General features: G+C 70.7%; 19 protein-coding genes. 2 read left to right on the plus strand and 17 right to left on the minus strand.

The features are described 5' to 3' along the window. The first annotated feature begins 261 nt into the window (after positions 1-261). Positions 262-2,115, plus strand: a complete 1,854-nt coding sequence (locus tag F4560_RS13340) for an Hsp70 family protein (RefSeq protein ID WP_312869296.1) — start codon at positions 262-264, stop codon at positions 2,113-2,115. Positions 2,116-2,134: 19 nt separating this feature from the next. Here F4560_RS13340 and F4560_RS13345 read toward each other — a convergent pair whose 3' ends face one another. The 14 genes from F4560_RS13345 to F4560_RS13410 form a co-directional block, all read right to left on the minus strand. Then, positions 2,135-2,929: a methyltransferase domain-containing protein gene (locus F4560_RS13345; protein ID WP_184919965.1), complete on the minus strand. Its 795-nt coding sequence runs from the start codon at positions 2,927-2,929 to the stop codon at positions 2,135-2,137. 37 nt (positions 2,930-2,966) lie between these two features. Beyond that, positions 2,967-3,935 carry a nucleoside-diphosphate kinase gene (locus F4560_RS13350; RefSeq protein ID WP_184919967.1) on the minus strand — a complete coding sequence of 323 codons (969 nt, stop codon included), beginning with the start codon at positions 3,933-3,935 and terminating at the stop codon, positions 2,967-2,969. 4 nt (positions 3,936-3,939) lie between these two features. After that, positions 3,940-5,094 carry a pyridoxal-phosphate-dependent aminotransferase family protein gene (locus tag F4560_RS13355; protein WP_184919969.1) on the minus strand — a complete coding sequence of 385 codons (1,155 nt, stop codon included), beginning with the start codon at positions 5,092-5,094 and terminating at the stop codon, positions 3,940-3,942. Next, positions 5,091-5,969 carry a nucleoside/nucleotide kinase family protein gene (locus F4560_RS13360; RefSeq protein ID WP_184919971.1) on the minus strand — a complete coding sequence of 293 codons (879 nt, stop codon included), beginning with the start codon at positions 5,967-5,969 and terminating at the stop codon, positions 5,091-5,093. The genes F4560_RS13355 and F4560_RS13360 overlap by 4 nt, the downstream gene beginning before the upstream one ends. A gap of 47 nt (positions 5,970-6,016) precedes the next feature. After that, positions 6,017-7,213, minus strand: coding sequence for a hypothetical protein (locus tag F4560_RS13365; RefSeq protein ID WP_184919973.1), 1,197 nt, complete (start codon positions 7,211-7,213; stop codon positions 6,017-6,019). 46 nt (positions 7,214-7,259) lie between these two features. Further along, entirely contained in the window at positions 7,260-8,459 is a 1,200-nt protein-coding gene (locus F4560_RS13370; RefSeq protein ID WP_184919975.1) for an MFS transporter, read from the minus strand. Then, positions 8,446-9,150, minus strand: coding sequence for a YqcI/YcgG family protein (locus tag F4560_RS13375; RefSeq protein WP_184919977.1), 705 nt, complete (start codon positions 9,148-9,150; stop codon positions 8,446-8,448). Before F4560_RS13375 ends, F4560_RS13370 begins: the two co-directional genes overlap by 14 nt. Further along, positions 9,131-10,366 (minus strand): ATP-grasp domain-containing protein, encoded by a 1,236-nt coding sequence (locus F4560_RS13380; RefSeq protein WP_184919979.1) that lies wholly within the window; start codon positions 10,364-10,366, stop codon positions 9,131-9,133. Before F4560_RS13380 ends, F4560_RS13375 begins: the two co-directional genes overlap by 20 nt. Then, positions 10,363-11,538: an ATP-grasp domain-containing protein gene (locus F4560_RS13385; protein WP_184919981.1), complete on the minus strand. Its 1,176-nt coding sequence runs from the start codon at positions 11,536-11,538 to the stop codon at positions 10,363-10,365. The genes F4560_RS13380 and F4560_RS13385 overlap by 4 nt, the downstream gene beginning before the upstream one ends. A 115-nt stretch (positions 11,539-11,653) precedes the next feature. Then, positions 11,654-12,577, minus strand: a complete 924-nt coding sequence (gene aepX / locus F4560_RS13390) for a phosphoenolpyruvate mutase (protein WP_184919983.1) — start codon at positions 12,575-12,577, stop codon at positions 11,654-11,656. Positions 12,578-12,666: 89 nt separating this feature from the next. Next, entirely contained in the window at positions 12,667-13,245 is a 579-nt protein-coding gene (locus F4560_RS13395) for a thiamine pyrophosphate-dependent enzyme (protein ID WP_184919985.1), read from the minus strand. A 6-nt stretch (positions 13,246-13,251) separates the two neighbouring features. Beyond that, positions 13,252-13,764 (minus strand): thiamine pyrophosphate-binding protein, encoded by a 513-nt coding sequence (locus F4560_RS13400; protein ID WP_184919987.1) that lies wholly within the window; start codon positions 13,762-13,764, stop codon positions 13,252-13,254. Between the two features lie 318 nt (positions 13,765-14,082). After that, positions 14,083-15,087 (minus strand): DUF2399 domain-containing protein, encoded by a 1,005-nt coding sequence (locus tag F4560_RS13405; RefSeq protein ID WP_184919989.1) that lies wholly within the window; start codon positions 15,085-15,087, stop codon positions 14,083-14,085. A gap of 9 nt (positions 15,088-15,096) precedes the next feature. Beyond that, on the minus strand, positions 15,097-16,296 hold the full coding sequence (locus F4560_RS13410; protein WP_312869297.1) for an arabinofuranosidase catalytic domain-containing protein: 1,200 nt from the start codon (positions 16,294-16,296) through the stop codon (positions 15,097-15,099). Between the two features lie 54 nt (positions 16,297-16,350). On the opposite strand from F4560_RS13410, the gene F4560_RS44415 reads away from it, so the two are divergent. Next, positions 16,351-17,154 carry a DUF3592 domain-containing protein gene (locus F4560_RS44415; protein ID WP_312869298.1) on the plus strand — a complete coding sequence of 268 codons (804 nt, stop codon included), beginning with the start codon at positions 16,351-16,353 and terminating at the stop codon, positions 17,152-17,154. A gap of 595 nt (positions 17,155-17,749) precedes the next feature. Here the strand turns inward: F4560_RS44415 and F4560_RS13420 are convergent. From F4560_RS13420 to F4560_RS13430, 3 genes are read right to left on the minus strand one after another with little or no spacing between them, the layout of a single operon-like run. Beyond that, the gene (locus F4560_RS13420; RefSeq protein WP_184919993.1) at positions 17,750-20,221 is read right to left on the minus strand and encodes an amino acid adenylation domain-containing protein; all 2,472 of its coding nucleotides are present in this window, start codon (positions 20,219-20,221) and stop codon (positions 17,750-17,752) included. Then, on the minus strand, positions 20,218-24,174 hold the full coding sequence (locus F4560_RS13425) for a non-ribosomal peptide synthetase (protein WP_184920001.1): 3,957 nt from the start codon (positions 24,172-24,174) through the stop codon (positions 20,218-20,220). The genes F4560_RS13420 and F4560_RS13425 overlap by 4 nt, the downstream gene beginning before the upstream one ends. Further along, positions 24,171-25,220, minus strand: coding sequence for a TauD/TfdA family dioxygenase (locus F4560_RS13430; RefSeq protein WP_184920003.1), 1,050 nt, complete (start codon positions 25,218-25,220; stop codon positions 24,171-24,173). Before F4560_RS13430 ends, F4560_RS13425 begins: the two co-directional genes overlap by 4 nt. Positions 25,221-25,252: the final 32 nt, after the last annotated feature.

Here is a 25,252-nt window from a genome sequence, read left to right on the forward strand (position 1 = left end):
CGTTGGAGGGCGTGGACCATCCCCGAACGAAGTGGGGACCATGTTAACGCTAACATGGCTGCTCGGGCGGCTCAAGAACCTCAGAGTCCGCGGATCGCGCGCGTTCGATCCCGCGGTTGCCAGTGGCGGCCTCGACACCGACATCTGGGCAGAACGGGCAAGGTCGCCGACCGAAGGGGCAGGACGGACATCCGTACCACCTGCGCGGTGCTCGCTCGGTGCTTCCATGGCTGCGGGACCGCCAGGTGACCTTCGAGGGGAGTGTCCGACGTGGGATACGGCTTGGGTGTCGATCTCGGGACAACGTTCACCGCCGCGGCCGTGTGCGGGCACACCGGAACGCGGATGGTGCCGCTCGGCCCGGACATCGTGACGCCCTCGGTGGCGTTCGCGCGGCCGGACGGCACGCTGCTGACGGGCGCCACCGCGGAGGCCGCCGGGGCCACCGATCCGACGAGGGTGTCCCGGGGGCACAAGCGCCGGCTCGGCGACCCCACCCCGCTGGTGATCGGCGGCACCGCCTACTCCCCCGCCGCTCTGCTCGCCGCGCAGTTGCGCGACCTGGTGTCCGACCTCACCGCGATGGAGGGCACGCTGCCGGAAGCCGTCGTGCTGACGTGCCCGGCGGTGTGGGGCCCGTACCGGCGCGAGCACTTCGACGAAGTGCCGCGCCTGGCGGGCATCTCCGGCGTCCGCATGGTCACCGAGCCCGAAGCCGCCGCGATGCACTACTCGGTCGAACGGCGGCTCGGCGACGGTGAGCTGGTGGCGGTCTACGACCTCGGCGGCGGCACGTTCGACGCCACGATCCTGCGCGCCCGTCCCGGTGGCATGGAGATCCTGGGCACGCCGGAGGGCATCGAACGGCTCGGCGGCATGGACTTCGACGAGGCGCTGCTGGCGCACGTCGACTCACGGCTCGACGGCGCGATCGACGCGCTGGACCCGGCCGACCCGGAAGCCGCGACTGCGCTCGCCACGATCCGCGCGCTGTGCGTGCGCGCCAAGGAAGACCTGTCGGTCGAGCCCGACGTGACGCTCCGCCTGCCGCTCCCGGGCGGGCCGCGCGAGGTGAACGTCACGCGGGTGGAGTTCAACGACATGATCCGGCCGTCGGTGGCGCTCACGACGGAGGCGCTGCACCGCACGATCACCTCGGCGGGGCTGCGGCCGACCGACCTCGCGGGTGTGCTCATGGCCGGTGGCTCGTCGCGCATCCCGCTGGTGCCGCAGATGGTTTCGGCCACGTTCGGCAAGCCGGTGCGGGTGAGCCTGCACCCCAAGTTCACGGTGGCGCTCGGCGCGGCGGCGCTCGCCCAGGCGGCGATCACCGTGCCGTCGCCCCAGACCGCCCCCGCCAACGTAACGCCCGACGCCGTCCCCTCGGCAACGTCCACCGGTCGCCGGCCGAAGTGGCTGCTGCCGGCGGTTGGCGCCGCCGCGGCCGTGGTGGTGGCCACGACGGCGGTTCTGACCGGCGGCTCCGACACCGGCGACGCGGGTGGCTCGACGTCGAGCGCGCCCCCGCAGTCCTCGCTGTCGAGGTCCGCGGCAGTCGCCTTGCCGGACCTCGAAGTGTTCACCGGTCGCGATGTCGGCCCGTACACCGGCCTGCTCGGCGCCGCCGAGGACGGCTGGGCCAGTACCGCGCTCGGCGCGGGCCGGGCGGCGTCCAACGGCTCGATCTCGGCGGCCCCGGACGGCGCGAAGGCGATCCGGGTCTCGTGGAGCGGCGTCGGGCCGGCCCAGTTCTACGTGCAGCGCAACGCGGGTAGCAGCGACCTGCGCCCGTACGTGGCCGACAGCGCGCTGGTGGTGGACGTTGTGGTCCACCGCCCGCCGACCGCACGCACCGCCTTGGCCGTGCACTGCGTGTTCCCGTGCGCGGCCGAACTCGACGCCAGTTCGGTGTTCCGGGCGATCAAGCCCGGCCAGAAGCGGACGCTCAAGATCCCGGTCCGGTGCTTCACCGACGCCGGGCTGAACGCCGCCAAGGTCAACACCCCGTTCCTCGTCGTGACCGCGGGCACGTTCGAGGCGTCGTTCGGCGACGTGCGGTGGAAGGCGGGGGCCGCCGACGACGCCGACGCGACGCCGTGCGACGACCTCCGCTGATCAACAGTCGGACGTGAGGTCACGCGCGGGCGGTGAGGACCATCCAGGTCAGTTCTTCGTTGCTGCTCAGGGAGATCTTCGTGTCCCACCGCCGCAGCAGGCCGTCGTACTCCTCACTCGTGAACCGGGTCAGGAAGCCGTCCCGCTCCTCGATCATGCGGGTGCGCTCCTCGATCTCCGAGGCGGTGAGGTCACCGGTGCGGTTCTCCGTCACGACGTCGGTGAACCCCGCCGACTCCAGCACGGCTGCGTAGTCGTCCTGCGTGATCAGGTGGAACCCGCTGTCCCGGTGCATCTCCTCGAACGCCGGCGAGCACTCCCCCGCGCCACGGCAGTAGTCGGTGATCATCACGCGTCCGCCGGGCCGCAGCGCCCCGCGCAGCCGCGACCACGCGAGCCGCTTGTCCGGCGGGGACAGGTACATGAAGCAGTCCCTGGTCCACACGAGATCGACGGACGACTCGTCGAGGTCGATCGTGCGCACGTCACCGGTCTGGAACTCGACGCCGGTCAGCCCCTGCTCCGCGGCGCGTTCGACGCAGAGCCGGGTCATGTCCGGCGACGCGTCGATGCCCCGCACGCGCGCACCGTGCCGGGTGGACAGGCGGAAGGCGTCGCCACCCAGGCCGCTGCCGATCTCCAACACGTCCATCCCCGGCCACACCGGCTGCCGGGCCACGAGCGCCTCGAAGAGCGCGAGGCTCGACGGACCCTGGTAGCCGTCGCCGTAGATCCACTCCGACCGAAGCGCGCTGCGCTGGGAGAAGCGCACGGACAACGGTCCGACCGGCGGAATCGCACCGTCGGAGGTCATGGCGGCCCACCCTTCCTGCTCGACGCCCGGCTGCCTGTCACGCACTGCTGAAACTGCCGATGAGCTTGACCGCACCGGGCAGCTCGTACTCGATGTTGTCGGCGGCGACCAGGAGCGGGTCCCAGCCCGCCGGGTCGATGCCCAGGGCGGTCAGCCCGTCGACGAACGCGAACCAGTCGAGCGTCGCACCGGGCTTCGTGGCCGTGACGACCATGTCCACCAGCTGCCGGGCGTGCTCGACCGCGTCACGCGCCGCGCCCGCGGCCTCGATGTCGCTCAGCAGGCGGTTCAGCGCCCGCTCGGAGTTCAGATCGTGCCCGCCACAGGCCGCGTACACGTTGTCGATCTCCGGCCGGCAGTCGTCCGCGCCGTCCCGGACGGTCCGGGCGAGCCGTTCGTGCAGCTCGGACAGCACCGGCTCGGTGAACAGGATCGCCAGCTCGCGCAGGATGTCCAGCGGCTCGTCCGCGCAGTGCACGCAGCCGAAGATGCGGTTGAGCGCGCCGAGCCTGGACCGCAGGCTCTCCGGACCGCGCTTGGCCGGGTCGGACGACCCCTTGATCCCCGCCAGCCGGCTGCTGCCGGGCCGGGTCGTGGACGCACGGCGGTCCTTCAGCACCAGCATCAGCGACTGGCCGTGGCAGTACACGCCCTCGCCGATCGCCTTGCTGTCCGGACCGATCGCGGTGAACTGGAACCGCCACAGCACCCGCGACATGGGCACGGTCAGCTGGAACGGCACGGCGAACAACGGCTCGAAGTCGTGCGAGTCGAGGAACGACAGGATCTCGTCCACCTGGCGGCGGGCGATCCCGTCGGGCTGGACCACCATCACGGCGACCTGGGCGAGCACCTCCGGCATCGCCGCACCGTGCGCCCGCGTGGCCGCCGCGAGGCCGGTCGCCAAGTAGTCGCCTTCCTCCTCCTGGTAGTACGCGAGCTTGCCGGGAACCACCGTCAGGCCGGCGTGGTTCGAGGCCGTCTTCGTCTCCACTTCATCGGGCATGTGGTCAACTCCGTTCGCCAGGGCTCGACGGCCCGGTCCTGACTTGCCTGGTGTGGGTCGCGGACAGCACGTCCGCCAGTTCGGATACGAAGCGCTCCAACGTCTCCAGGGACAAGTGGCCCATGTTGGAAACCCGGAAGAACTCCGACGACAGCGCGCCCTGCGCGGCGTAGACGACGAATCCCCGTTCCTTCAGCGCGTCGTGCAGCCGTTGGTACGACACCCCCTCGGGCAGTCGCGCCGTCGTCACGGAGTTGGATCGGTGGGGCGGGGCGATGGGCAGCTCCAGTCCCAGCCGGTCCAGCCCCGCGCGCAGCACCGCGGCTCTGGCTCGGTAGTCCGCGACACGCGCCGGGTAGCCGCCCTGCTCGCGGAACTCGCGGATCGCCTCGTCTAGCGCGTAATAGGCCGGGATGGCCGGGGTGTGCAGCACGTCCCCGACGCGTTGCGCGGCCAGGTGACCGCTCATGTCCAGGTACACGCCGCGCGCCGGCACGTCCCGCAGTCGGGCCAACCCCTTGTCGCGGCTGACCAGGCTGAACGACGCGCCGGGCAGCCCGTGCAGACCCTTGTTCGCCGTGCCGCACACGAAATCGGCGCGGATCTCCGGCAGGTCGGGTTCCTCGTGCCCGGTCGCGCTGATCGCGTCGACCACTAAGACCGCGTCCGTGGCGGCGACGATCCCGCCGATCTCTCGGACGGGGTTGACCAGGCCGCTGCTCGTCTCGTGCATCACGGCGGCCACCGCGTCGACGTCCGGGTGCGCGGCCAGCGCGTCCGCGACGCGCGCGGGGTCGATCGGTTGACGCCAGTCCGCCTCGACCACGTGGACCGGCAGGCCGTGCAGCTCGCACATCCGACGGATGCGCGCCCCGTAGACGCCGTTGTCGAGCACGAGCACGGAGCGACCGGGGCGCACCGCCGACAGCAGGCTCATCTCCACCGCCGCCGTGCCCGATCCGGAGATCACCACGGCCTCGTGGCTGTCCGCCAGGTGCAGCGTCTCGACCAGTCCCGCGCGGATGACGCCGAGCAGGTCCCCGAACTCGGACTCGCGATGGCACAGGTCTCCCCTGGTCAGCGCGCCGCGGACCCGTTCGGAAGTGTTGGCCGGTCCCGGGTTGAGCAGCACCAGGGCCGGCCGGGCGTGATCGATCACAGGCCCTCCTCAGCGAGGTCGAGGCGGATGTTCGCGCACCGCTGGACGTGCGGGTGCGCCAAGGCGATCCGCACCGCCTCGGTCGCCGTCTCCTCCTGCGGACGTCCGTCGACCTGCAGCACCGTCCAGCCCCACTCCGTCGCGGCGGACCGCAAGTCGGCCGCGACCGAGCGCTGCAACTCCACAAAGGACTCGACGCCCGACCGGCCGGCCAGCCACAGGTCCTCCGCCGGGCCCATCCGCCCGCTCTGCGACAGGCGCCAGCCGTACGACCGCTCGGGGTCCGCGTCGAGCAGGAAACCCAGGTCCGGTTGCAGGAACGGATCGGAGTACGCCATCCGCACCAGCGCCGCCGTCCGGTCCAGCACGGCGTCCGTCACCGTGTCGTCCACCAACCGGCGCGCGATGCCCAGGACCTTCGCCGCGCCTTTGAAGCCGAAGCCGTCCGACAGGGCGACCGCGCCCCGGGCCAGCACCGGCTCCACCGCCTCCGCCCGGACCAACTGGTCGATCGTGTACTCGGTCCACAACGACGCCAGCGGACCACTCCGGCGCACGCCGGTCACGTGCTCCGGCAGCTGGTCGACGATCTCGTCCGACGACATGCGCGTGAACTGCACCGGCACCGCGGCGTCGACCGGTCGTCCGTCCGCGTGACCGCCGCCGAACAGCAACCGCCACGACTCCAGCCACAGCCGTTCCAGGCTCGGACCGGGGAACGCCGCTCCCGCCGCCCTGACCGCCGGCTTGCGGCCCACCTCGACGCACTCGATCCCCACGCCCTCGAACGCGCGGCGCAGGTGCCCGGCGAGCGAGGTCTTCCCGGCGCCGTCGATGCCCATCAGGGCCACGGACACGCCACGCGGCTGCTGCACACCCATTCCTCTCCCCCACTCGCCGTTCCGGTCACCCGAGAAAGGCGTCAGATGTCCACGGCCTCGGTCGCGGCGATCTCACGGAGGAAGGACAGCTTGGAGAAGTAGCCGCGCTCGGCCCGCACGCCCCAGTCGGCCAGCAATGCCTCGACCTGCTCGCTCAGCCGGAGCAGTTCCGGCTCCACGGTCGCCGCGGTCACGCCGTGGCAGTCCCGCGTCCGGTGGTACTCGATCTCCAGTTGGCGCAGCACCCGACCGCCCGCCTGGACCTCGTCGGTCTCCAGGCCGAAGAAGTGCCCGGTCGACGCCGACTCGACGTTCACGTCGAACCGGCTGCGCCGCAGGTGCGGCAACGGGCGGATCTCCGCGCCGGGGATCGTGGCCAGGACGTGGTCGGCGAACTCCTCGGGCCGCAGGACCACGCCGGGGACACAGCGCTCGATGCGCCGCAGGCTGTCCTCGGCGAAGTACTTGTACTTGACCTCGTAGGTGCCGTCGTGGGTCTGCATGAAGGCGACGTAACCCACCCGGTCCGCCGGGGCGGTGACCTCGAACGTCGTCTGCTCGTAGGTCCACCGCTGCATCTCGTTGCCGAGGTCGGGGATGAAGCCGGACAGGCCGCGGCGCTGCACCGCCACCGCGAGGCGGTGCGCAATCTCCCACGGCGCGGTGTCGTCGAGCAGGGTGAACTTGAGCTCGATCTCGATGTCCGCGTCGAACCGGGTCATCTGCCCGCCCTCGTCGCAGAACTTGTCCAGCAGCACCGGTTCCCGCTCGCAGGCCTCCCGCACCGTCCACGCGACGTCCCGGCCGGCCGGGACGTCACCGGACCAGATCCGGGTGAACAGCATGCCCGATTCGCGGATGCGCGAGCACACGTAGACCGTGCGCGCACCGGCCGCGGGTCCTTCGGCCACCAGGAAGCTCGGGACGAGACGACCGCCCGCCATTCCCGGCGCGGCGGCGTCCAGGTTCAGCAGATCGCCCCTCCTCCGGTCGAACGGCAACGACGTCGACACGGCCGTCGGTCCGGTGAAGGTCTCCGCCGCGCACGGCTGCCCGTGCTCGTCCCACCTCAGCGACCCGTCGGACACGACCTCCTCGTAGGGGAGCCACTCCGTGGTGCCCGCGGGATCGGTGTTCGCCGGCAGCCGGACGGCGGCCATGGCGCGCGACGACGGGTGCTCCAGGTTGCGGAAGCTCGTGCCGATCTCGGCGAACACAAGCCAGCGTGTGGTGCTCACGACTTCTCCTCCTGTGGGACGGCTGCGGTGCGCGTGCCCTGCGGTGTCATGGGGACGGCATGGCCGGGTCCAGTCCGGCCGTCCGCCCGCTCCGGAGCGTGTAGAAGCCCCACACGGCCATCGAGACGGCGGCCAGGCCCAGGGCCGGCACCCAGAACCAGGAGCCGCTCAGCCGGCTGGACCACGCGTAGACGAAGCCCGACAGCGGGATGGCCCCGGTGATGAACATGCGGATCACGGCGTTCACCCGGCCGGCGAGTTCCACCGGGATCGTGTTCTGCCGGTACGTGATCGACGCGACGTTGCTGGCCCCGAGCGCGAACGAGATCGCGGTGTACCCGACGATCTTGGCCACGGTGAACGGCAGGGCGATGACGCACAGCGCCCCGAAGGACGCGAGCTGGAAGGCCAGGATCCGCTTCTCGACCGTGGCCGACGGCCACAGGTGCGGTCCGAGCCTGCTGCCCGCGGCGCCCACCAGCAGCCCCGCGGCGAGCACCACGGAGATGACCAGCGCGTCGACGCCGCCGTCACCGAACACGGTCACGAGCACCGTCTCCAGTTCGCCGACGGCGAGGTTCGCGAGCGCCATCGTGACCACCAGCCAGAGGATCGCCGGCCGGACCAGCCACCGGAACCCGACGGCGAGGTCCTGCCTGATCCTGGTGCGCGGGCCTTGCGTCGGGATCGACGGCAACCGGACGGCCATCAGCCCCGCCACGGCGTAGAGCGCGGTGATGCACCAGGACGCGGTCGTCGCGCCCAGCGTCGAGAACACCAGCCCGCCCAGCAGCAGGCCGACCACCTTGGCCAGTTCGATCGCCGAGGCCAGCCTGGCCACCGCGGTCTCCCGCCGCTCGCTGTCCACGAGCTTCGGGATCAGCACGAACTGGCCGGTGATGGTGACCACCACACCGCCGAACCCGGACAGCAGCAACAGCACCGCGACCGCGAGCGGGTTCGACAGCATCACCGCGAGCAGCGCCAAGCACAGCGCCTGCTGGAGCTGGGCGAGGACGAACACGGTCCGCTTGTCGAACCGGTCGATCAGCGAGCCGAGCAGCGGTGAGGCCACGTAAGGCGCGCTGCGCAGCGCGAACGCGACCAAGGTCATCGCCACGGACCCGGTGTGGGCCAGGATCACCAGCGGGATCACGATGCCCAGTTGCCAGTCCGCGACCTTCGACACCACCGACGTGGCGATCACGACCCGCAGCGGGTCGCGCCCGTTGTCACTGCCTCCCATGCCGCAGGGCTCCCGTCGGATCGAGGGGTTCGACACCGTCACCCAGGAAGAACTGGAGCGCCTCGCGGCTGTCCGGGTCCCCGTAGTTGCCGAGGCAGGGGTGCGGAGCGACGTCGTCGTAGTCGGAGACGCGGCGGCGGATGTCGTCCCTGACCTTGGGCGACGAACGGCCCAGCCGGTCGAACGAGTCCCGGGCCTGCGCGATGACGGTGAACGCCGACCCGACGTTGCGGCTGCGCCTGGCGTGGTGCCGAGGTGAGCTGAAGTTCAGGAACAGCCCGGTGTCCTCGAGCCAGAGCATCCACTCGGGGTCGTCCGGCCGGGGCAGGACGGCGCCTGGCCGGGCCTCCGCGTTCGCCCGCATCACCGCGTGCACGATCCGCCCGGCGACCGCGAAGTCCTCCGTGATCGTCCCGCCTTCGACGCCGTCCACGAAGATCACGCCGATCGCGTCCGGAACCTCCCGGATGACCAGGCACAGCTGCTTGAGCAACGCGACCGTGCCGTCCTCGACGGCGTCCGGTCCGGGCACGAGTCCGAAGTAGAGCTCCCGCGTGGTGAACGGCCGTCCGGAGAAGACGCAGGGGAACCGGTTGTTGTTGACGATCGCCTCGAACTCGCGCGCGAACCCGAGCAACCGCGCGTGCGACCGCTCCGGCAGGTGCTCCAGTTCATCGACGCGGTGCAGCACTGGACCTCCCCCGCGTGCCGGCCCGATCACCGCGGACGTGTCGGACGACCCGGTCGGCGAGTTCGTCGAACTCCTCGCGGGTGTCGGCCGACAGGACGACCTTGTGGCCGTAGTCCGTGCAGTGGCGGACCTTGCCCGCCACTGCGGGGTGGGAGAAGTGGTACGACAGCACACCGGGGATCTCGTCCTCGATGCCGGTCGCCGGCCCGTCTTCCTCACCGAGGGCGTGGTAGACGCCGACGATGCCGACCACGGCGTCCGGTGGCGAGTCGCCCACCGGCAGCAGAGGACGCGTCCCGGACTGGAGTTCGATCGCCGCGCGGACGAGGTTGACGCCGTAGCCGCGGAACACGATGTCGTCGATGCCACCGCCGCCGGGACGTGCCGCCGCCTCGCAGAACACCAGTTCCCCGGACGGACGGCGGAAGAACTCGACGTGGGTGACGCCGGTGGTCATGCCCAACAGCCCGAGCACCTGCTCGTTCTCCCGCATGAGCGCGTCGCGCAGTGCTCCGGCCTCCAGCAGGACGCTGCCGGCAACGGCGCCCGGCCGGTAGTCGCCCGGCGGCGCGATGTACTCCGACGCCGCGCAGAACAGGACCTTCCCCTCGTGCACGGCGGCATCGCAGTGGAACATGACGCCCTCGACGAACTCCTCGATCTCCAGCTCGTCGGAGTCGCCTTCCAGTTCCCGCGCCGCACGGGCGGCCTGGGCGAGGTCGTCCACGATGCGGACCTGTGACGAGCCCACGCCCCAGCGGCTCTTGACCACGCTGCGACCGGACCACGGCACGGACCGCGGCTCCTCACCCCGTTCCAGCCCTCGGTACTTCGGCAGACCCTTGTACCCGTTCGCCGCCAGCGTGTCCTTCATCAGGAGCTTGTCCCGGAACGGGAGCGTGGTCGGGACGTCCATGCCCACCAGGCCGTGCGCCTGCCTGATCCGGGCGGCGAGCAGCATGTCCTTCTCGTGGATCGCGACGACCCGTTCGATGCCGCGTGCCGCGACCAACCACCGGGCGATGTCCTCCACCCGGCCGAGGTCGTCCATGTCCAGCACCACCGTGTTGGGGAACGCCTCGGGTTCGTGGCCCGCCAGCCCGTCGCCGAACGTCCGGGTGATGAGGTGGCGGTCCGCCGGTTCGGCCGGCAGGTAGTCGCCCCTGTGACCCGCGGTCCAGGGCAGGGGGTGCCGGTTGACCAGGAGCGTCCTCATCGGACTTCCCCCTCCTCGGTGCGCACGACGGGTTCGCCCCGCAGCGCCTGGGTCGCGTCACGGCAGGCCTCGGGCGACTCCCCCGCCAACGTCGCCCAGCCGACCCGGTCACGGGAGCTGCGCAAGTCGTCCACTGAGTCGCCAACCGCCACGTCGATCGCCCAGTCCTGAACCGCCGCACCTGGGAAGGTCTGTCGCGGCTCCTGGACGTGCACGACCTTGCCGGGTGCGGCGGTGAAGAACGTGATCGCGGCGGCTGCGGCCTGCGGCACTCCGGGCTCCGGGCGGACGCCCAGCGGCCAGCCCAGGCAGACGCGCCGCCAGTCGAAGCCCGCGGTGATCGCCACCAGGTCGGCGATCCCGTCCCCGCCCGGCCGGTTGTGCGTCTCGATGATCCGCACGGTGTCGCCGACCAGCTTCAGCTCGGTGTGCGCGGGTCCGTCACGCAGGCCCAGCGCGTCCAGCAGGTCCCGGACCGCACGGTCGATCAGGTCCACCTGGCGCGGCTTGAGGTCGACCGGCGGCACGACGTGGCTGACTTCCACGAAGTTGCCCTCGGTGCCCTTCTCCGCGATGGCCACCACGCTGTGCTCACCGCCGGCAGAGAAGGACTCCACGCTGAACTCGGGGCCGTCGACGAACTCCTCCAGCAGGCACCGGTCCAGATCCGGGCACGACCGCAGTTCGTCGGACGAACGCAGGGTGCGCACGTTCTCGCTCGCGGTGCCCCGCACCGGTTTCACGATGACCCGTTCGTGATCGGTGAACAGCCGCGCCACGGCGGCCTCGTCCGACGGATCGGCGAAGTCGACGTTCAGGTGCCCGGCGCGCTCGGCCAGCACCCGGCGCATCGTGAGCTTGTCGCGCATCGCGCGGACCACGTCCAGCGGAGTGCCGGGCGTGCCGAGCAGCGCGGACAGGATCGCCGCGGGTTCCAGCCCCTGCTCGGTCACCGACACGACCGCCTTCGGCGCGCGTGGCCGCAGGATCTGCTCGGCGAACGGAGCCAGCCCCGACTCCTCCCGGAAGTCCAGGGGGAACAGCTCGTCGACGTCGTCCCGGACGAACTGCCGCACCCGGGCGCCCGGCTGCTGCACGAAGATGAGCGGCTCGCCCAGCGTCCGAGCCACCCGCGCGATGTTGGCGGACGCACCGATCACGACCAAGCTCATGTAACCCCCAGACGGAAGAACCCCAGGCGGAAGAACCCCAAGCAGGAAGACCACTGCCGAGCCAACGGCGTCACCGGCCGATGTGACTTGTCCTGACCGGACCGACCGTCGGGTGTCAGGCCGTGACCTGCGGACGACCCGAGACCTCCAGCTGCGCGAGGCTCGCTTCGGCGAGCTTCTCGTACCGCGTCTGGTTCTCCAGCATCGCGTCGACCCGTTGCAGGTCGAAAACCTGTTTGAGGGGCGCGATCCGGGACTCGACGTACTGGGTGGTGCCGTCCTGGTGGATCTGGGCGAGCACCTGCTGCATCGCCTCGATCGCGCCGCGCAGCGCGTGGTTGGCGTAGATGACCGCGCCGAAACCGGCCGTCTGCAAGTCTTTCGTGGTGACGGTGTTGTAGGTCGTCGGCACGACGATGAGCGGGATCGGGCCGTCGAACAGCTTCCGGAACTCGTAGACCTCGTCCGGGCCGGACTTCTTGGAGTGGATCAGCAGCGCGTCGGCGCCCGCCGCGGCGTACGCCTCCGCCCGCCTCAGCGCCTCGGTCATCCCGGCGCCGGCGATCAAGGCCTCGATCCTCGCCACCACCACGAAGTCGGGGTCCTCGCGCGTCTGCGTGGCGGCGATGATCTTCGTGACGAAGTCGTGAACGGGCGTGAGGTCGTGGTTGCCGCTGACGAAGCTGTTCAGCTTCGGGAACTGCTTGTCCTCGATGCACACGCCGGCGATGCCCGCGCGTTCATAGCGCTGCACCATGTCGACCACGTTGTTGACGTTGCCGAAGCCGGAGTCGCAGTCCGCCAGCACCGGCACCGGCACGGCCGCCGCGATGTCCGCCGCGGACTGCAACACCTGGCTCATCGACAGGATGTTCGCGTCGGGCACGCCCGCGACAGCGGAGATCTCCAGACCACTGGCCCACACGGCGTCGAACTGCGCCTCCGCCCCGAGTCTCGCGCTCAGCGGGCTGTGCGCGCCGATGATGCGGGCGAGGGAGGGACCCGTCAACAGGTCTCGTAACACAGTCGTCTTCGCCATGCAACGGCGTCCTTTCCGAATGTCCTGTTCGGCGCGCTGACCACCGGCCCGGTCGCGTGCGGCTCAACCGCCGGACGCGCCGGACGGGGTCATCGCATGAGTGATTCCGGTGCGGAGTCGTCGAGGAAGGCCCGCACCCGGCCGACGAGTTCTTGCGGCCGTTGCCGGATCCGGTGGCCCGCCGCCGCGGTCCGCGCCGCCACGATCGCGTGGATGAACAGCGGTGTCGTCCGCCCGCCCAACCCGTCGACCGCGGCGAGGTCCGACGGCGACCGCACCGTCACGACCTCCGGGTAGCCCGCGCCCGACGCCACCGCGGCCAGGTCGTTCGGCAGCACCGTGCTCTGGCCGCCGGTGCTCTGGTGCATGCCGTTGTCGAGCACCAGGTGCACGACGGGGAGCGCCAGTTCGGCGGCGAGGGCGAGGCAGCCGAGGTTCATCGCGATCGAGCCGTCACCGTCGATCGCGACGACCGGGCGACCCGGACGGGCCGCGGCGATGCCGTACGCCACGGGAGCGGCCATCCCCATCGACCCGAGCAGGTAGAGGTTGCCGGGCCGGTCCATCGAGTTGTAGAGCTCGCGGCTGGGGTAGCCGCACGTCGAGACCACACAGGCGTTCGGCAGCGCGGTGAGCACATGCCGCATGACGGTTTCCGATGTGAGCATGCGTTTTCAGAGCCCTCCGCGGACGATCAGGAAAGCCGGCCGGCCGGTCGTGCTCATCAGCTTCACGCACCGGTCCACGCACCCGGCCGCGTCCGCCTTGTCGAAGACCTCGTGCGGCAAGTCGAACAGGGTCAGCAGGTCGGGCAGCTTCGCGCCGATCACGTCGTGCTCCACCGCGTCGCCCGTGCCCGGCTCGCCCCGCCAGCTGACCACGACCAGCAGCGGCACGTCGTAGATCAGGTTGAACGACGTCAGCACGTTGAGCGAGTAGCCGAGGCCGGAGTTCTGCATGAGCACCACCGGGAACCCGCCACCGACGGCGATCCCGGACGCCAGGCCCAGCGCCGTGTCCTCACGCGGTGCGCGGACGTACCGGATGCCGCTCTCGTGGCCGGTCTCCAGCAACGCGAAGAGGCCCTTGAGATAGGAGCAGGGAACGCCCGTGGCGTGGGTGACACCGTGGAATGCCAGTCGCAGCAGCACCGCGGAAGCGTCTTCGAGGACATTTGTCGCAGCCACAAGTTCCCCCTTCTTCCACTATCCATACGGATAGCCGAACCGCGTCCACCCCTGGCTGCGGCAAAAAGCACGCTATAGACGCTCTTGGCGTAGCAGCGGACAGTACTCACACCGTGAAAACAGCGTCAACCCTGCCGTTCACCTCCAGGGTCACAAAAATTAATCACCGCAGGTCAGACGCACGTAGACGGTAGTTTCCGAGGTCTTGGGCGCCACATAGGCCGTCCGGTGACTTATTTGTTGAAAGTCAACGCACAAATCCGCGCTTACCGAGGGCAGGGCTCTGACAAGCTGATGGGTCGGTTTCGCGGATCCGGGTCAGAGGAGTGACGGGAGCACGTGCTCCTCGGTGACCATCAAGCCCGTGGTGGCCATGGTCTTGGCCAGGTCGGGATCCCAAGTGGCCTCTGCGGGACGGCTGTTCAACGTCGGCAGTTCGACACTGCGGGCGATCAGGGTGGCGACGGCCTCGCGGTAGTCGTTCGCCGACATGCGCCACGCCGTGCCGCCGGTCCAGGCGAGGATCTCGTTGGCCGCGCGGATGCCGTCCGGCGTGAAGTCGTTGTGGCAGCGGACGACCTTGCCGTTGAGGTGGTGCTTGGCCTGTGCGGTGAGGCCGTTCGGGAGCACCATCAACGGGCCGGGCACGCCGGATTCGAGCAGGCGTGGGCTGCGGACGACGGTGATTTCACGGGTCTCGAGGGTGTCGTTCAGCGTCAGGTAGCCCTGGGAGGTCAGCACCGGGTCGCTGTAGGCGTCCTTGAGGATTCCAGCCTGCTCCCAGGTCGTGCCCATGAGCTCGAGCGCCTTGCCCACGATGCGGGCGAGCGGCCGTCCGTCGTCGAGGTCGTTGCCGGCCAAGGCGAACCGGGTCGTCGTGGGCCCGAGCTTGCCGAGCACCCCGGCGGCCTGGTTGGCGAGCATCGGCAACGCGGGCTGCGGGATCTTGCCGTACCGGCGCACGTGCGCGATCCACGGTGCAGCCCACGGTTCGTGCAGCAGGTTGTGCTCACGCAGCGCGAACTTCAGCACGGCGTCGGCTGTCGACGCTTCCTCGGTCGTGGACATGCCGATCGGCTTGCCGTGCACCGCTTCCAGCACCTCGGTCAACGTGCTGCCGTGCGTGCGGACGTGTTCGTCCAGGCGCGCCAGGGAGATCTGCCGGCGGGCCGGGTGCGCGACGGGCTTGCGCAACAGTTCGGTGAGCGCCGCGGCGGTCTTCTCGTCCTCGACACGGATGCTGAACGCGGACCGACCGCCACCCTCCAGCGTCTCTCGAGCAAGCCGCCACAGCTCAGCGAGTTCAGGTTGGTCGAAGTGCACCACCTGAGCCTAGCGGTGGCCGAGGCCACCCGCGTCCAGGTCCAATGGCCCGGCGGCCGCGCTCCGAGCCGCACGTGGAGGGCAACCCGGGTCGGGGGTCGTGAGCGACCCCCGACCCGTCCGAGGGATGTGATCGGTCCTGTGGGCCCTGTCGTGGAGTGGGGGTTCAGCGGTGTCGGGTCGACTCGTCAACCGGAAGGTCGCGTCGGCGCGGCCGATGGCGTCGGTGATCTGGTGCAGCCGCAGCTGGTAGTCCTGGTGGCGGATGTAGCGGTCGGGGAAGTTGTAGGACTGAATGCGGTTGACCGGAGTGACCGGTCCCGCCGCGTAGCCGGCAGCCGCGATGTTGGCCTGCACGGCGTCCTCGGTGGCGTTGGTCGGGTAGCCCGAGGTCATGACGCCTTCGTCGAAGGTGCCGGCGCCGGCGATGCTGTTGTCGCCGCCGATGCCGAGCAGGATCGCGCCTTCCTTCTGCATCGGGTGGTAGCCGTTGGGGCGTGGCCCGTCGAAGGTGGTCGACAGTCCGCCGGACTGGGCGTTGCCGCTGCGGATGGCCCAGTGGTCGGGCTCGCCCTTGACGATCGCCGTGACGAACCGGTGGTTGATGGTCGGGTTGGGGTTGTAGCGGGGGTTCACGCCGGAGAACAGCCCCCACTCCAGGTCTGCCATGACCCACGGTCCGGGGCCGTCCCCGGACCCCCACCAGTTGTTGGAGCCGAAGTAGACGGTCTCCATGATGCCCTGCCGGTCGGCCTTGCCGTCGGTCTGCGCGTTGCCGTAGTCGAAGCAGCAGCCGCCGCTGTAGTGCGTGCCGTCGAGGACGGCGTAGATGCCTTCCGGCTGGTCGCCGGTGGCGATGCCGTTGGTTTTGTTGTTGCGGTAGCCGGTACCGGGCGAGATGTACACGCCGTACGCCTTCCGTCCCCCGATGGTCACCGGCGCGGCGTTCGCGACCGCGAGGTTGTCGTAGCCACCCGGAGCCGGGCCCGCGAAATCGCCGGGAGGCGCCTGGGTGAGGTGGTTGCCACGGCCCGACTGGTCGTAGAGGACGGTGATGAGGCAGTTCGTGTCGGCGCAGAAGGAATCCTGCGTGGCGGCGTTGACGACCCCGCCCTGGGTGAGCGGGCCGATGTCGCGCGTGGTGTTGTCCGACGACCGCCGGACTTGGTACAGCGCGCCGTACAGCGCCTGCGTCCCGGCCCGTCTCACATGAGCTTTCCGCGATCCGCAGTGTTCCCGGTGCCGGGCGGGGATACTCGGCCGGTGGCGAAGCTGGTGCGGACGTTCAAGGAGTTCCTCGTACTGAGGCGCGACGCGGCGATCTTCAACTCCGACGACCGGGCACGGGTCGATCCCGCGGTGCTGCCGGTCGTCGTGCGGGTGGCGCTGTGGCAGAGCGTGCTCATGGGCGTGGTCGGCGGAGCGCTGGTCGCGGCCGGCGTGACCGGCTGGTTCTCGGTGCGGGCCGCCCAGGACGAGTTGCTGGAGTCGGGGAGACGGGTCGACGGCGTCGTCACGGAGGTGGAGGACGCGCGGCCTGATCGCGATCCGACGGGCATCGACGTCCGCTTCACCCTTCGCGGTGAAGAGCGGGTCGCCACCGTCGAATTCGGCGTCGACCGCCGGCCGTACGAGGTCGGGGATTGGGTGATGGTGATCGTGGACGAGAACGACCCGACACGGGTCCGCACCTTCCACGACCGCAACATTTCCGAACGGGGTGAGGTCGTTGTGATCTTCGGGGTCGTGCTGGGGACGGTGCTGCTCGTCGGCGGTCTGCGCACGATCCCCCGGTGGGCGCGCAGGTTGCGCACTTCCGAGTGGCGTCGTGGTCAGGTGATCGTTGGTGACTGGACGCTCGACGTGGAGTTCGACGACGACCCCGGGACGGTCAGCCGTTTCGTGATGAAACAGCCGTCGTTGGGCGGCGACGGGGTGAAGGCGTCGTGGGACTACGGACGGGTGTGGATCGGCCGCGCGGGCGGCGTTTGGACCGCGGTGTCCGAGAACCGCCTCCGGATCGCCGCTGTCACCCCGGTCCCGCACTTCCAGGGCGAGCCGACGTAGTCACCGACGACGCACGAGCCGGCACTCTCCGTCTTCGTGGTGCCAGGTGTACGGGGGCCGGTCAATGAGGTGATCTCGCTGAGGTTGACCCGGCGCTGAAAGTGCGGTGGCTTTTCACGGGACTCGTTTGGACAGGTACCTCGGCGAGCGCCGGAACCCGGAGGAAGAGGGCCGGGGAGCCCTTGGTAGAACCAGATTTACGAAGATCAAGTCCGAACCAGAAGGCTCTCCGTGATCACCTATCGAGCCACACTCGACATGCCTCGCGAACTCGCCCAGTACCTGGGCCGCCTGCTCCGCACAGAACGCCGTGACCGCGGCACCCGGACTGGGACAGGGTGCTGACCTGCTACGGACAGGTGGTCCTGGCCCTGCGCTGGTTCCACGGGCCTCGACGGCCACCTCGTCGTCGAACCCGGCGCGATCGTCCTGGCGGCAGGGCGGTCGAGCGAGGACCTGCCTGTCACCACCGGGATACGGCTCACCGAGTCCGCCCGAAGGGTGCGCGGGCGCGAGCACGTCGACCACGAGATCGTCACGGCGACGGCCGGTCGTGATTCCCCTGGCACGCAGGCGCCTGCGTGCTAAGGAGCGCCTACGGCTGCCGTTTCCTCCGCTCCGCCAGCGATCGCGCCGAGGTGCGCTCCAGCTCGGCCGCGTCGACCTTGCCGTTGGTCGTCAACGGGACCCGGTCGAGGAAGGCCCAGAGCGCCGGGACGGCGTACCTCGGCAGGGATCGGGCGAGGTGCGCCCTCAGCGTGGGTTCCAGCCGCGGCTCGGGGTCGGCGACCACGCCGGCCAGAAGGCGCCGGGAGGACGCGTCGGCGCCCACCGCGACCACCACGGCGTCCCGCACCAGGGGGTGCTCCAGCAGCCGCGCCACGATCTCCTGGGTTTCGATGCGATGGCCGCGGACCTTGACCTGGTGATCGGTCCGGCCCATGAAGCGGACGAGGTCGCGGGCGTCGAGGCGCACCAGGTCGCCGGTGCGGTACATGCGCTCACCGGTGTCCGGGGCGGGGCGCCCGAACGCGGCCCGGGTCTGGTCCGGCATGCCCAGGTAGTCCAGGGCCAGACCCGCGCCGGTCACGTAGAGCTCGCCGATTGCCCCCGGTGGCACCTCGCCTCCCGCGCGGTCCAGGATCACGAGTCCGGTTCCGGCGATCGCCCGCCCGATGGGCAGGGGTGACTCCACCGCGGACGGATCGTCGAGGTGGTGCACCGTGCTGAACGTCGTGTTCTCGGTCGGCCCGTAACCGGAGGTGACGCGGATGCCCGGATAGCGCTCGAGCAGCCGCCGGACCTGCTCGGGCGGCACCACGTCGCCACCGGTCAGCACCTGTCTGACGCCGGCGAAGGCGTGTGGGGCGAGGTCGACCATCAGCCGGAACAGCCCGGCGGTGAGCCACAGCACGGTGACGCCGTGCTCCTGGATGAACTCCGCCAGTTCGCCGGACGACGGCAGCTCGTGCGGCAGCACGTCCACGGAACCCCCGTTGGCTAGGGGCGCGAACAGCTCGAGCGTCGAGGCGTCGAACGCCAGCGGGGCGAACCTGAGCATCCGCTCGCCGGGACCGCAGCGCACGTGGGCCGGGTCTCGCACGAGGCGGACCACCGCCCGGTGGGGTACCCGCACGGCCTTGGGGACGCCGGTGGAGCCGGAGGTGAACGTGATGTAGGCCGCCCGATCCGGGTCCACCGGTGGCAGCGGCGCCACCGCGCGGCCCTCGGCGCCCACTGGGCCCTCGGTATCGCCTGCGTCGAGCGGATCCGGCGCGATCACCGTGGCGCACGGGAACGGGCACAGCGGCCTGATCCGGTCCACCATGACCGGGTCACCACCGACGATCACGCCGGGATTCGCCGTGCTGAACATCCGTTGGAGGCGATCGTCGGGAGCCTCGGCGTCGAAGGCCACGTACGTGCCGCCGCAGCGCAGCACCGCCAGGACCGACACCAGTTCCCCGGCCGATCGGGCGTGGGCGATCAGGACGTTGACGCCAGGACCGACGCCGGCGTCCGCCAGAGCAGCCGCCAACCGCTCCACCGCAGACACCAGATCCGCGTAGCTCAGGGGCCGCGCCAGGTCCGGGCCGTTCACGGCCTCGGCACCGCGCCGTTCCCGCGCGACCGCCGCCACCATCCGCCAGATGTCGTCGGACGAGTCGCACGACGGCCCGTTGCGGACGACGGCGAGCCGTGCGCGTTGCGCGGGTGAGATGGTCCGAACCGCCTCCAGCCGCTCGTCCAGCGAGTCGACGAGTTCGCCGAGCGTGGCGTCGAGCGAGTCCGCCAGGGCGGAGGCCTCCGACGGCAGGAGCACGGAGGTCGCGTAGTCCAGCGCCAGTTCTGGGCGGTGAGCCCACCGCCGCAGGACGAGCGAAGCGTCGAACGGAGATACCACGGCGCGGTCATCGTCGTGGACGACCAGCTCGACATCGCCAGCGGAGATCCGTGCGGGACGGCCCTGCACGTCGACCACGAACTGGATCAGCGACGCCCGGCGGGGATCATCGGGAACGTCGAGCCGCGCCCGAAGCTCGTCCACCCCCACGTCACTGGCGTCCTCGGCTTCGGCAAGAGCCGACGAGATGCCATGCACGTACGCACGCACGGACTTCGCCGCCGTCAGCACGCACCGGACGGGGACCAGGCGCGGACCGGCAAGGGTGTGGCCGAGGAGGAGGTCCTCCACCCCGGCACGCCGGGCGAGCACCAGGCTCCACGCCGCGAACACGACCGTCGCGCGACTCACGGAACACTCCGCCGCCAGCCGTGCGCAGGCCGACCCGGCACGGTCGGACAGGGCGAACGCCAGCCGCGCACCGGCGAGGTCCCGGGTCGCGGGACGGGGGAGGTCGGACGGGAGTTCGAGCACCGTCGGAACGCCATCGAGCTGGGCGGCCCTGGCTGCCACGAGCGCCTCCGAGGGCTCCTGACCGACGGCGCCTGGCGCGCGGTCCGACACCAACTCACCCGCCGCATGCTCCGGCGCGCGCTCCGACACCAACTCGCCGGCCCGCGAGGACGCCTCCGGCAGCGTCGCCGACCTAGTCCTGTCGGTCATCGGGCCGCTCCCCCCGTCGATCCGGCCCCCGCCAGCAGGGCCGCGAGCCGTTGCGCGAGAACATCCACCTGCGGCGGAACCATCATCGTGTGGTGGTCGCCGGGCACTCGCTCCACACGAACCCCGGACCCGTAGATCTGCGCCCAGCCCAACGTCTCGCCGACGTCGTCCCGCACCGGTTCGTCCACCGCCAGGAAGAGCGTGACGGGGTAGTCCACCGACGGCGTGAGTGGCGGACGCGCGTCCCGGATGTACCTGCGCGCCGCGTTGACGTTCCCGCGGTACACCGTGAGCATCTGCCGCAGCTCCGCGCGGCCCGCGTCGGCCGGCAGCAGGTCCTTGCTCCGCACCAACCGGACCAGGTAGTCCAGCCGCGCCTGGTCGTCCAGTGACTCGAGTTCGCTCGTGGGGATGTCCAGCTGGTAGTGCCAGGCGAAGTTCTGAACGAGCTCGATGTCGGTGACGTCGCCGTCGGACGACTCGGCCCCGGCAGATCCGTCGAGCTGCGCTTCGACCGGCGCGTCGCTGTCGAACAGGACCAGCCGCGCCACCTCGTCCCCCGCGTCCACCATCTGCCGTGCGACCTCATGGGCGATGATGCCGCCGAGGCACCACCCGCCCAACCAGTACGGTCCCTGTGCCTGGTGCGCCTTGATCTCCTCCACGTATCGGGCGGCCATCGCGGTCAGTTCGGCCGGGCTGCTCCCGCCGGGGTAGAGCCCCGGTGATTGCAGGCCGATGAACGGGCGCTCGTCTCCGGCGGCCCGCGCCAGCGGCAAGTAGCCCAGCACGCCGCCACCGCCCGCGTGGACGCAGAAGAACGGGTCCAGCGATCCGGAGGCCTGCAACGGCACGGCCGACCGGAACCGGTCCTCCCGCTCCTCGGTGCGCAGGAGCTGAGCCATCGCCTCGATGGAGCTCGCGTTGACCATGGCCGACACGGGCAGGCTGATTCCGGTCGCCTTCCGGATGTCCGCGATGAGGCGGATCGCCTTCAGCGAGTTCCCGCCGACCTCGAAGAAGTCTTCGGTGACGCCGACGGTCCTCCCGAGCGACCGCGTCCACAGGTGCGAGAGCAGCAGCTCGGTGGTGTCCCTGGGCGGAGTCTCACCCCGGTGACCGGTCTGCCGGACGTCGGCCGCGGCCTCGACCAGCGCCGCGCGATCCAACTTGCCGTTGGCGCTCAACGGAAACGCGTCGAGCGTGACGATGGCGGCCGGTCGCATGTAGTGCGGCAGGCGTGCCGCGGCGAACTGGTGCAGCTCGGTCTCGGGGAGATCGCCGGCGCCGACCACGAACGCGACCAGCCTCTGCTGCCCGGCGTCGTCGGGATTCACCAGCGCGGCAGCGTCCTTCACGTCCGGGTGCGTCCGCAGGGTCGACTCGATCTCCCGCAGCTCGACCCGGTAGCCGGCGATCTTCACCTGGTCGTCGTCGCGTCCGAGGAACTCGAGGTCGCCGCTGGGCAGCATGCGCACCAGGTCGCCCGTCCGATAGCGGCGGCCGTCCGGGCGGGGCGACAGCGGGTCCGGGATGAAGCGCTCGGCGGTGAGCTCCGGCAGGCCGAGATAGCCGTCCGCGACGCCCGGTCCACCGATCACCAGCTCGCCGGGCACCCAGCGCGGAACCTCGTGCAGCGCCTTGTCCACGACCTGGACCGTCGCCGCGCCCAACGGGCCGCCGATCGGCACCGACTCCGACCTCGGGTCGAGGTCCCCCTGCCGCACCCGGTACGCGGTCGTGCCCACCGTCGCCTCGGTCGGGCCGTAGTGGTTGACGATCTCGCAGCCGTCGGCCAACTCGTCGAGCCGGGCGGCCAGGTCGCGGCGCAACAGCTCGCCACCGATGACGAGCGCCCGCGCCGGGATCAGGCCCGCGGGGTCCCCGGTCGTCTGGAGGAGCGCCGTCAGGTGGGACGGGGTGATCTTGACGACGTCGACCGCTTCGCGCTGGAGGTGGTCCGCGAGTTCGTCGCCGTTTCGGAGGACGTCGTCGTCCACGAGGTGGAGCGTCCCGCCGGTGCACAGCGCCGCGTACAGGACGGTGTACCCCAGGTCGGCGCTGAGGGTCGACACGTGGGCGTAGCCAAGACCGGGGACCAGGTCGAGGCGTTCGGTGATCGCGTCGACGTACGCGGCGATGTGCCGGTGCCCCACCAGCACGCCCTTCGGCCTGCCGGCCGTCCCCGACGTGTACAGGACGTAGGCCAGGTCCGCAGCCACTGCCGGGACGTCCCGAACCTGCACGGGACCACCGTCGCGGCTCAGGTCGTCCACGACGATCGGGGCAGCGCGGAGGGACTCGGCCATGGGGGCATAGGCAGGCTCCGTGATGATGATCTGGGCACCGCTGTCCTCGACCATCAGGCGCAGGCGTTCCACCGGCAGTGTCGGATCCAGCGGAACGTACGCCGCGCCGGACTCCAGCACCGCCAGCATCGCGGCCAGCGCACCCGCACCGCGTCCGAAGAGGACGCCGACGAGGCTGCCCGGCCCGGCTCCGCGCTCTCCGAGCCGGTCGGCGAGCGCCTGTGCGGTCGCGTGCAGCGCGCCGTAGCTGTGCCTGCCCCGGTTGTCGACCACCGCGATGGCCGACGGTTCCGCGAGAGCGTGCCGGGCGAACCGCTCGTGGACAGGCACCGGTTCGCCGACAACGGGCGCGGTGCGGTGGCGATCGGCCGGCAGGAGCGGCACCTCGTCAACGGGAGTCTCGGGGGCGGACAGCCAGGTCTCCAGCACCGATCCGAGGGCGGCGGCGAGGTCGGCCACGTCGGCCCGGTCGAAGCTGTCCGTCCGGTACCTCAGCATCACCCGCACCGACGCGTCGTCCTGCTCGACCGCGAGTTCGATGTCGGTCTCCAGCACGGCGCCGATCCGGTCGAGCTCGAACTCGGCGCCTCCCGCACGGACGGCACGTGGCCGGACGCGATGGGTGAAGCCGATGGACGTCCGCGCCTGCTCGGCGGAGTCGTCGGTGAGCCACGCCTCGGGTGCAATGGCGTAGTGGAGCACTTCGGCCGCTTCATCCTGTGCCATGACGTGACGGATCAGGGACCGCAGCGAGGCCGAGGGGTCGTCGTCGAGCCGGACCGGCACGAGCTTGGCCAACGGACCGATCGCGTCCGCCAGGTCGGCCTCCTGCCTGCCCGATCGCGACGCCATCACCACCAGCGGCCGGCCGGGCGTGTACCGACCGAGCAGCGCGGCCCAGGACGCGAGCAGCACCTGGCGCACCGTGCCGCCGTCGCGCTCGGCCATCTCGCGCAGGCCGTCGGGCAGGGGCACCTCCACGGTGTCCTCGGCCGCGGCACGAGACGCCCGATCCGCACGGGAGTACTGGAACGGCAGCCGCGGCAGGTCGCCGCTGATCTCGGCGAGCGACTGCCAGTGCCGCCTCGATTCATCGTCCGCGTCGCTCACCTGCTGGTTGAACCATTCGGCCAGGTCGGCGTACTGGAGCGGCTCCTCGTCCGTGGACGCCTGCGCCGTGCCGCCGTACAGCCCGGCCAGGTTCTCCACCAGCAGCGCGACGCTCTCGGCATCGGCGTTCATGGCCGGCAGCCGCAGGAACAACGTGTGCAGCTGGTCGTCCCGTCGCGCGAGCCCGACGTGCAGCGGCGGACCGGCGGGATCCATCAGTTCCGCGGCGCGGGACCGCCAGCCGCTTTCGGTGATGTCGTCGACGGCGACCGGGGCGGCTGCGTTGATCCGCTGCAACGGCACGTCGAGCCCGGCGACGCGCAGGTAGTCGGTGCGCAGGATCTCGTAGCGCTCGACCAGGCCGTCCAGGGCCGCACGCAGGCGGCCGACGTCGAGCGGGCCGCGGATCGTGATCTCACCGGAGATCGCGGGACAGCCCTCCCCCGCGCCGGTCGACACGTCCCGCGTGAGCCACGCGTACCGCTGCTGCGGCGACAAGGGGAACATCTCGGTGGTCACGTCCGTGCTGGTCATCGAGCCCTCTCGAGGTCACTCCAAGCGCCGGACATGGCGACGAGCACTTTCCGGGGGCCCTGGTACGGGTTCCGCCCATGGCTCATCAGGATGTTGTCCACCAGCATCACGTCACCGGTCTGCCAGGGGGTCGCGACGGTCTCCGCCTCGAACGCGGCGCGGATCTCGGTGAACGCCTCGTCCTCGATCACACTCCCGTCCCCGTACAGGGCGTTGCGCGGAAGCTGCTCGGGTCCGAAGGACGCCAGCAGCTCCTCACGAACGGCGGCGGGCAGGCTGGACGTGTGGAAGAGGTGGGCCTGGTTGAACCACGCCACCTCGTGGGTGCGAGGGTGTTCCGCGACCACCTGGCAGATCTGCCTGGTGCGGAGGCCGCCGTCCGGGAGCCACTCCAGGTCGATCCCGTTGGCCGCGCAGAACCGCTCCACGGTCTCGCGGTCGTCGGTCTCGAACACCTGCTGCCAGGGCAGGTCGACACCGCCGCCGTAGTTGCGCACGTACATGATCCCGTCGCGCTCGAACCGCGCACGGACCGAGGACGGGATGCGCTCCAGCACACGCCTGCTGTCCGCGAGCGGTGTCTCCCCGCCGCTGACCGCGTTGAGCTGGCAGAAGAACCACAGCCGCAGCGGCCAGTTCCGCGCGTAGGCCATCTCGTTGTGCTGGGGGATCGTCGCCTCCGGCGGGTATTCGCTGGAGGTGTACACGCCCTTCGATTCCTTGGTGCGCGGAGTGGAGCCGTACAGGTAGTCGAGCAGCGGCACGTCACCACCGTCACCGGCCACGTCGGCGAGGTCGGCCGCCGTGACGACCTGGAACTTCCGGAAGATCACCGCGCCGGCGTCGTACAGGTGGCGGTCGACGGTTTCCTGGCTCTCCCGCAGCCATGCGGCCAGGTCGAGGCCCGCCGCCCGCGCTTCGACGACGACGGGCGCACCGGGCCGGTCGGCGCGCGCGATGTGCACGAGACCGTCGATGCCGGGTTCGACGCTCCGGCGGCGGACGGACCGCACCGAGCGCCCCTGCGCTGCGGTCGTATCTCCCATTTCGTCTCCTTCGACGTTCGTGTGCCGTGCAC

The sequence above is a fragment of the Saccharothrix ecbatanensis genome, from assembly GCF_014205015.1.
GTDB lineage: Bacteria > Actinomycetota > Actinomycetes > Mycobacteriales > Pseudonocardiaceae > Actinosynnema > Actinosynnema ecbatanense.